Origin of the sequence: Acinetobacter sp. YH12131 (genome assembly GCF_013418635.1) — a bacterium.
Classification (GTDB): domain Bacteria; phylum Pseudomonadota; class Gammaproteobacteria; order Pseudomonadales; family Moraxellaceae; genus Acinetobacter; species Acinetobacter towneri.
The window spans coordinates 1-7,693 of the sequence record NZ_VPBQ01000031.1 but is presented as its reverse complement, the minus strand read 5'-3'; the positions used below and the strand labels follow the sequence as shown (position 1 = coordinate 7,693).

General features: G+C 42.2%; 6 protein-coding genes. All 6 read left to right on the top strand.

What is annotated here, in order from left to right:
* On the top strand, positions 1-100 hold a 100-nt coding region (locus FTU66_RS13165; protein ID WP_179989160.1), incomplete at its 5' end, for an integrase core domain-containing protein.
* A 286-nt stretch (positions 101-386) separates the two neighbouring features.
* A complete protein-coding gene (locus FTU66_RS13160; protein ID WP_227591103.1) occupies positions 387-803 on the top strand; it encodes a cation efflux protein, CzcI-like in 417 nt (138 codons plus the stop codon).
* A gap of 48 nt (positions 804-851) precedes the next feature.
* Complete coding sequence (locus tag FTU66_RS13155) at positions 852-2,177, top strand: TolC family protein (protein ID WP_152342633.1); 1,326 nt, start codon at positions 852-854, stop codon at positions 2,175-2,177.
* Between the two features lies 1 nt (position 2,178).
* The gene (locus tag FTU66_RS13150; protein WP_104472702.1) at positions 2,179-3,408 is read left to right on the top strand and encodes an efflux RND transporter periplasmic adaptor subunit; all 1,230 of its coding nucleotides are present in this window, start codon (positions 2,179-2,181) and stop codon (positions 3,406-3,408) included.
* The gene (locus FTU66_RS13145) at positions 3,398-6,538 is read left to right on the top strand and encodes an efflux RND transporter permease subunit (RefSeq protein ID WP_096902762.1); all 3,141 of its coding nucleotides are present in this window, start codon (positions 3,398-3,400) and stop codon (positions 6,536-6,538) included. Before FTU66_RS13150 ends, FTU66_RS13145 begins: the two co-directional genes overlap by 11 nt.
* Before the next feature lie 86 nt (positions 6,539-6,624).
* Positions 6,625-7,524, top strand: coding sequence for a cation diffusion facilitator family transporter (locus FTU66_RS13140; RefSeq protein WP_005028603.1), 900 nt, complete (start codon positions 6,625-6,627; stop codon positions 7,522-7,524).
* Positions 7,525-7,693 lie beyond the last annotated feature (169 nt).

Below are 7,693 nucleotides of genomic sequence, written 5' to 3'. Positions count from 1 at the left end.
GGATGAAGTACAAGATTATGCAACAAACTGGTTGTGGCATTACAACCATGAAAGACCACATCAAGCTAACAAAGGAAAGCCACCTCTAATGGCTGCTTAACCTCTACTTTTAACTTCGGTTATTTATGGGAGGATTACCCTCTGATTTCAGGGGTATATTTTAATTTTGTCATCGGGGTAGTCTCTCAGAATATTGACTCTCCGACAAACCCGGTACGGTTCAATCTATTGTTATTCTTACCTGAAATTGATGTGAGCTTATAGAGACAAGGTAAATTTGCAAAAGTGCCGGCTATTCAGTGTTCATTGAATGTTTAATTTAATTTATTAAGCTTGACCTTGGAGTGGCTCTAAGCCTTATACTTGGTACAAATTTTTCGATTGTTATGATGATGCGTTCTACTACATGGATTACAGTCTTGGTTGGATTGTTCATGTTCCAAAGCTTTTGGAATGTGGCGGCGGCCTTTTGTGTCCATGAACAACAGCCTCAATCACAGCAGAGTTATCATTTTGGTCATCACCAAAATACCTTGTGTGCCAGCGATAGTCGTCAACACGATCATAATGGACAGTCAGAAAACATAAAAACATTCAGTAGCGATTTAGAAATCGGTGAAGATCATCAAGATCATCTACCATCGATGACGCATTTGATTGTACAAAATGAAAAAGTAGATGTGTTTCATCCAAGCTCTGAAGTTAAAGTGAATCCACAATTTCATTGGAAAAACAGCTATCAGGCTCCTGACCTGTTTCAACAAAGCCCACCTCCCGAATTTTCCCCGCTCATGGTGGGGTAGCCTAAAACATTCCCACCACTTTTATTATTTAAATAAGTGGGAAAAATCATGTCTTCACAATCAATTATACTCTTGCGTCATAGCTTGGTTGCTTGTATATGTGCAGCGGCTATGCAATATAGCTATGCTGAAAACGTTACCAGCTTTGAATCCGCTTTAGCAAAAGTACAAAGTTACCAGACTCAAGACAAGCTGTGGCAACAAGTTCAGCAAATATCTGAATTGAATATTCAGCAAAGTCGGTTATGGCAGAATCCAAGTATAAGTTTAGAACAGTCTGGCTTTGGCTCAGGTCAAGAACAGGAATTCAATGTTGGCGTTAGTCAACCTCTAGATCTATTTGGTCAGCGTAAGCTGAACCGGGTGATTGCCAATACCTCGAATCAACAAATCCAATTGCAACAGCAATTATGGAAGGCACAAAGCCAACTGATTGTTAAATTTGCATGGTCGCAATTTGCACTTGCTGAGGTTGAGCAGTCTGCTTATTCAGTACAGTTAAAAACAAGTAAAGCCAATCTGGACAGTGCCCAGAAACGCTATCAGGCAGGCAGTATTGCCCTGGTTGATTTTGAGCGTACCCAAATTGAAGCGCTAGAAATCCAACGACTTTATCAGCAAGCGATGCTGAATAAACAAGCTGCCGGTCGTCAGCTGTCTAATTTGTGGGGGGGAGAAACATCTTCACATCTTCAATTGAATAAAACCGCTATCCCTTGGCCAGAGCAAAGTCTCCAAACTGTGCAACGGTATATTGCTGAAGGGTGGCTAGAAAAATTCTATGCCTTGAACATTCAGCAATCGGATCATCAAATTGAAAATTTAAGAATTCAGGCACGTCCCAATCCGACTTTAAATGTAGGCATGAAACGTAGCAAAACCCCTAATGAAAGCAACGATACGACTTTGGCAATCGGCGTGGCTATTCCACTGAATATTTTCAACCGCCAGCAATATGCGATCCCGATGGTCCAGCAACAGCAAATATTGCTGAACCAACAGCAGCAGCGTGAGCTGAAGCAACAAATACTCAATATTGCCAACAGCATGCATCAGCTCAAAGGTTTACGTAGCCAGTTCGATGCCACAACAGCACAAGTTACTTTGGCGACCAAAGTTCAGAGCCGTACTTTACAAGGGTTTCAGGCAGGGAAACTGTCCATTACCGACGTTCAACAAGCAACCACCCAACTGCAGAATCTTCGATTGGGTCAATTACAAATTCTACGTCAAGCTTGGCAAACTGCCCTCACAGCTGAGGCACTCAGTATTGGCACAAGTTATGAAGAAATTAGCCGTTCGGATGCCTATACACAACTGAATAAAAAGGCAGTCGAAGCATCGCAAAATTTAATCAATGGGGGAGCACGATAAAATGAACGCCAAGCAAAACGGAAAAATATCCCAGTCTCTCATGATTGCAATTTTGATTCTGATTACGGTCTTGGTCAGTCTGGTTATTTGGTTAAGTTCAAAAAAAACTGAATCTGAGGGGCATGGTCATGATGAGGGAAATGCCGAACATTCTGATGAAGATAGTTCTGAAGAAGGACATGCTGAAGAAGGCGAAATACAACTGACCAGCCAACAAATGGTTGAACAAGGTTTAAAAGTTGCTGTTGCATCCACAGGATTGGTTGAAAAGCTGACAACCCTGCCAGGTAAATTGGTGGTGAATACCGATCAACAAGCGCATATATCGCCTAATTTTAGTGGTCATGTCGAGCAGGTCAATGTGGCTTTAGGACAGAGCGTGCAAAAAGGACAAACGCTGGCTGTACTAATCGTGCCTGAACTGATCGACCAACAGGCAAATCTGCGTATGGCACAGGTGAATCTGGATTTGGCCCGTAAAGATTACCAGCGCGAACAGCAACTCTGGTCACAGGGGATTTCTGCCAAACAGGATTACCAGCGTGCCGAAAATGCCTACCGTCAAGCGCAGATTACTGTCCAGTCCTCACAAGCACGTTTAAATGCATTAGGTGCAAGTGGCAATAACAATGGGCGTTTTCTGATTAAAGCACCGATCTCTGGGGTGATCAGTCAAAAAGATATTGTGGTCGGTGAAAATGTGCAACTGGCTAATCAGCTCTTTGTCATTGAACAGCTGAAAGATTTATGGCTTGAGTTTAATTTGCCGAATCAATTCTCAGGTCAACTGCAAGCCGGGCAAAAAATTGACTTTAAAGTGAATGATTCAGATCAAATCTATAAAGCTACTGTACAAAGCTTAACCTCTCATGCAGATGTACAAACAGGGCGTCTGGTGGTGCGCGCAAAACTCGATGCGCAAGCTACTGAGTTGCGTTCTAATGTGTTAGTGAGAGTGTTGATTCCGGAAGCTACAGCAAAATCAGCCCTTCGGATTCAAAAGTCTGCGCTGCAAAGTATTGAAGGTGAAGACAGTATTTTCATCGTAGATTCAGAACAAAAAGGTCAAGTCCACTTAAAAGCACAGAAAGTGCAATTGGGGCAGGCTTCAAGTGATGGACAATGGCTTGAAGTGATTTCTGGGCTGACTGAAGGGCAGAAGTATATCGCTCAAGGCAGTTTCTTGTTGAAATCTGAATTAGAAAAAGACGAGGCAGGCCATGAACATTAATTCTGATCTGCCAAAACCAGAAGGTTTATTCGAACGAATCATTCAGTTTTCCATACAAAATGCGATTTGGGTGTTGCTCTTTGTCTGTACCTGGATTGCGGTCGGGGTGTATAGCTATCAGAAACTCCCGATTGATGCTGTACCCGATATTACCAATACCCAAGTCCAGATTAATACTCAAGCCAAGGGTTTTACTGCGCTTGAAGTCGAACAGCGGATTACCTATCCCATTGAAAATGCCATGGCTGGCATTCCGGATCTGGAGCTTACCCGTTCCATATCCCGTTATGGACTCTCTCAAGTCACCATTGTCTTTAAAGATGGGACTGATATTTATTGGGCCCGTCAGCAGATTAACCAACGGATACAGGAGGCGCAATCTGAGTTGCCTGCACAAATCGCACCGACGATGTCCCCCGTTTCTACGGGTCTCGGTGAGATTTATCAATGGGTACTGAAGGCAGATCCGAATGCGAAAAAGCCGGATGGAACTGCATACACGCCGATGGATTTGCGTGAGATTCAGGACTGGATTGTGCGTCCTCAACTGCAACGTGTTAAGGGAGTTGCAGAGGTCAACAGTATTGGTGGTTTTGAAAAAACCTATGTGGTCTCTCCCGATTTAAACCGGATGCAGCAACTGAATATCTCATTAGAACAACTGCAACAGGCTTTAGCGCAAAATAATGAGAACCGAGGTGCAGGTTATATTGAAGACAATGGTCAGCAATTGACGGTACGTGTACCGGGTACATTCAATGGGCTTTCTGATATTGAGAACACCATGCTGGGTAGCCCAAATGGCAGCCCAATTCGGGTTGGTGATATTGCGCAAGTCTCTATTGGGCATGATTTAAGAACCGGTGGGGCAACCTATAACGGCAAAGAAACCGTTTTAGGGATTGCCATGATGGCGATGGGTGGAAATAGCCGGACTGTTTCTAAAGCTGTGGATGCCAAGCTTCAAGATATTCAGAATAGTTTGCCTAAAGGGGTAGTGATTGAAACGGTGTACGACCGTACTACCTTGGTTGAGAAGGCGATTAAAACCGTTCAGAAAAACTTGGTAGAGGGAGCAATCCTGGTCATCATCATTCTGTTCCTGTTTTTAGGGAATATCCGTGCTGCCTTGATTACTGCCTGTGTCATTCCACTCTCTATGCTGTTTACCTTAACCGGGATGGCACAGAAAAATATCAGTGCCAATCTGATGAGTTTAGGTGCACTCGATTTCGGCATCATTGTCGATGGTGCTGTGGTGATTGTCGAAAACTGTATCCGGCGTTTAGCCCATACACAGCAACTGTTAAAACGACCTCTCACACAAAGTGAACGCTTTAAGGAAGTTTTTCTGGCTGCCCGCCAAGCACGTCGTCCTCTTATTTTTGGTCAGCTTATTATTTTGGTGGTGTATTTGCCGATTTTTGCTTTAAGTGGTGTAGAAGCAAAACTATTTCATCCGATGGCTTTAACCGTTGTTCTCGCACTGGTGGCAGCTATTATTTTATCGATCACCTTTGTGCCCGCTGCAGTTGCTTTATGGGTTAAAGGGGAGATCAAAGAAACGGAAAGCCGTTGGATGATCTGGCTCAAAACCCGATATCAACAGATATTGGATGGAGCCTATCATTACAAAGCGGTGGTTTTAACTTTTGCCATTTGTCTCTTGGTCATTACGGGTCTGCTCAGCACGAAGATTGGCAGTGAGTTTGCACCCCAGCTGAGTGAAGGTGATTTTGCGGTACAGCAATTACGTTCTCCAAGCACAGGCTTGGAAGAGTCTTTACGTATTCAGGAAAATACCGAAAAGCTTTTACTGAAAAACTTTCCCGAAATTAAAGCTATATTTGCCCGTACCGGGACTGCTGAAGTGGCGACAGATGTGATGCCACCGAATATTTCCGATGGTTATATCATGCTGAAACCACGTGAGGAATGGCCAGATTCAAAAGAAAGCCTAGATGCACTTCGAACCCGAATGGAAGCTTATCTTGCGACAATTCCCGGCAATAACAGTGAGTTTTCTCAGCCTATTGAGCTACGTTTTAATGAACTGATTTCAGGTATACGCAGTGATGTGGGGGTGAAGGTTTTTGGTGATGACATGCAGGTTTTGAATACTGAGGCTGCAAAAATCGCGAAAATCATTCAGCAAGTCGCAGGTAGCAGTGCGGTGAAAGTTGAACAAACTTCGGGTCTGCCTTTACTCAATGTAGAGATTGATAAAGCTTTAGCTGCCCAGTATGGCTTGAGTGTGAAATCTATTCAGGATGTGGTGGCTGCAAGTATTGGTGGACAAAGCGTGGGAGAGATTTTAGAAGGCGATCGTCGTTTTGATTTTGTTATCCGTCTTGGAGAGCAAGACCGTAGTGTCGCATCTGTTTCCCAGTTACCTATTCAGCTTCCAAATGGTGGCAGTATTTTATTGTCGGATGTCGCGCAAGTCTCGACCATTGAAGGAATCAACCAAGTCAGTCGAGAAAATGGTAAACGCCGAGTTGTGGTTACAACGAATGTTGAAGGGCGTGATTTAGGGTCTTTTGTTTCTGATGTACAGACACAGCTCAAAGCATACACTTTGCCAAGTGGTTATTGGATAGAATATGGAGGTCAGTTTGAAAATTTGGCTTCAGCCAAAGCACGGATGCAAATCGTGATTCCACTGGCTTTAATCACTATCTTTATTTTACTGATGGCGGTCTTTCACAATGTCAAAGAAAGTCTATTGGTCTTTACCGGGGTACCCTTTGCCTTGACCGGTGGTGTGCTGTTCCTTTGGCTAAGGGATATTCCATTATCGATGTCAGCTGGAATTGGCTTTATTGCCTTATCTGGTGTTGCAGTCCTCAATGGACTGGTAATGCTGACCTTTATTAAGGAATTAAGGGACAAATATCCAGTGCATAAAGCCGTGTGGCAAGGGGCTATTTTGCGCTTAAGACCAGTGTTGATGACAGCTTGTGTGGCTTCACTGGGTTTTGTACCAATGGCGCTGGCAACCGGAACAGGGGCTGAGGTTCAACGGCCACTGGCAACCGTAGTGATTGGCGGGATTATCTCTTCAACATTACTAACTTTGGTGCTGTTACCCGTGCTTTATCGTTGGATAAATGAAAAGAAAGTTTCTTAATCCAATAGATTAGTCGATTTACAGCAGAGATATTGGCTGTTATCCAATATCTCTGCTCATCATAAATAGAATAAGGAAAATATTTTATGTCAGAACATCATGATCATAGCCATGCGGTTGTTACTGAAGAAAATAGTAAGAAGTTAATGGTTGCCTTAGGTTTAACGACTACTTTTTTAATAGTAGAAGTTGTCGCTGCTTTTATTACCCAAAGTTTGGCTTTGTTATCTGATGCAGCTCATATGTTTACTGATGTAGCCGCTTTAGCTATTGCTCTTGCCGCTATCAAAATTGGTAAAAAAGCCGCAGATGATAAAAGAACTTTTGGCTATCAGCGATTTGAAATTTTAGCGGCTCTGTTTAATGCGGTGATGCTTTTTGTGGTAGCAATATATATTGTATATGAAGCTTATCAACGTTTTACGAATCCTGCTGAAATTCAAAGTGTTGGAATGATGATTGTCGCGGTCATTGGTTTGGTCATAAATTTGATTTCAATGAAAATCCTTTCTGCTAGTGCTGAAGGAAGTCTAAATATAAAAGGTGCATATTTAGAAGTTCTTAGTGATGCTCTAGGATCGATAGGCGTGATTATCGGAGGAATAGTTATTTATTTTACCCAGTGGATGTGGGTTGATACCGTAATCGCTGTGTTAATTGGCTTCTGGGTCTTACCTCGAACTTGGATTTTATTAAAACAAAGTATTCATATTCTGCTTGAAGGAGTTCCTGATGAGATTGATATTGAGTCGTTAAGAAATGATTTATTGAAGCTAGAGGGCGTTGAAGGGATTCATCAGTTGAAAGTCTGGGCTATATCCTCAAGAAATATTCATTTAACTGCTCATTTGGTTGCTCCGAATAGCAATACAGATCAACTCTATCAAAAGGCCTTAGAAGTTCTAAAACATAATCATAATATTACTGAAATTACGTTACAAATAGAAAATACGAAATGTAATACATTGAACCAACATAAACACTAATTTGGACTTTAGTCTTCATATAGATGTTTTGTGTAACTTTAAAGTATAGCCTAACGGAACAAAATAAAGTCTTAAAAAGCAACTCAAAAACCGTATTTATAGACTTAATATTTAATTTCGGTACAATATGTATTTAATTATCTAAACTCTAACGGTACAGAATGCCTAA